The organism is Protofrankia sp. CiP1_Cm_nod3 (assembly GCF_982290655.1).
The window spans coordinates 5,513-6,710 of record NZ_CEVIVD010000202.1 but is presented as its reverse complement, the minus strand read 5'-3'; the positions used below and the strand labels follow the sequence as shown (position 1 = coordinate 6,710).

The window sequence follows — 1,198 nt, the reverse complement described above, 5'->3', positions numbered from 1 at the left end:
GTGCGGGGGGCCGGGCGGGTGCGGCCGGCGTGGGTCCCGATCCACCGGGGCCTCCTGATCACGTCATGCGCGGGTCGCCGGCGAAGTGGCCGGGCATACCTCCGTAAAGGGTCCCAGGGAAACGTACCGAAGGGATTTTCCGGCTATCTGTCGGCATCCGGTCAGCGCCCAGCGCGTGTCCTGTCGGCATCCTGTCGATATCCAGTAAGCGTTGTCATATCCGCTATCTGTCACCAGGTGATTCCGGACCGCTGACACAGGGCACCGGCCGTCGCAAATCGAAACGCAAGGCGAGCGAACGGAGACACAAGGCGCGATACGCCGGGCCGCGGCGGCCGTGTCGTATGCCGCTGCCCCTGTCGTCCTACTACCGACAGCCTGAGAGCGCGGGTCGATGTGACGTCCGTTACGCGGAGGCGTAATCTTCTGTGACTGTGCGAGGAACACCGGTTTCTGGAGATCCATCGACAACGACGTCGGCGAGTCCGCAAGTACCCACCGAGGTCCGTCAAACCGGCAGGGGGGGCTGTCCTCACCAGCCGCCGTGCCCATCCGCCAACAGTCCCGGCCGGGACGCCGCGCGGGTGACAAACCGGCACTGCGACCAGGGCTGGAGCTTGTTGTGTAATGGTGTGATTCTTTTTGATGACACGGGGGAGATTCTGCCGACGGGGGGCATCATCGAACCGCGGCGTGTGCCTCCGAGGCCGAGGAGCATGGTCGGCAGCGGCGCGGTTGCCACGCGGCAGCCGATGGCCGTGCCCACACCGCGCGTCTGGACGGCATGAGGCGACCGGCCGGCCCGGGCCGGCCTGTGACGATCATTCGGTCGACGAGTACACGAGGATGACTGTCCGGGCGCGGGTCCGGGTACGCGGCGGCTCCGGCGGGGCCGCTTCCGCGACGTCCCGATCGGGCCTATCCGGCTGAACAGTGCGTGATGGTATCTTTACGCGTGGCTGAGGGGCGCCACCGAGGCTGTCCGGCCGGACGGGTACACGAGGGGTACGCGGCGTGGTTTTCGCCCGCTCGGCGGCCGGGACCGCTGCGCCCTCAGGCCGGAGAGCGGGCGGGATGGCCCTGACGCGTTCGTCGGACCGGATCCCTCCGGTTCTCCCGGCTGTGCCGACAGCCGGCTGACCGCGGTTTGGGTCGTTTTTGGTGGGCGTCGGTCGCCCGGGCACCGCCGCTGTGACGG

At 68.4% G+C, this 1,198-nt stretch carries 1 protein-coding gene; it reads left to right on the top strand.

The genetic code is table 11. The features are described 5' to 3' along the window. Window positions 1-428: 428 nt before the first annotated feature. Entirely contained in the window at window positions 429-788 is a 360-nt protein-coding gene (locus AC5LUJ_RS22615) for a DUF5999 family protein (RefSeq protein ID WP_445548398.1), read from the top strand. The last annotated feature ends 410 nt before the right edge of the window (window positions 789-1,198 follow it).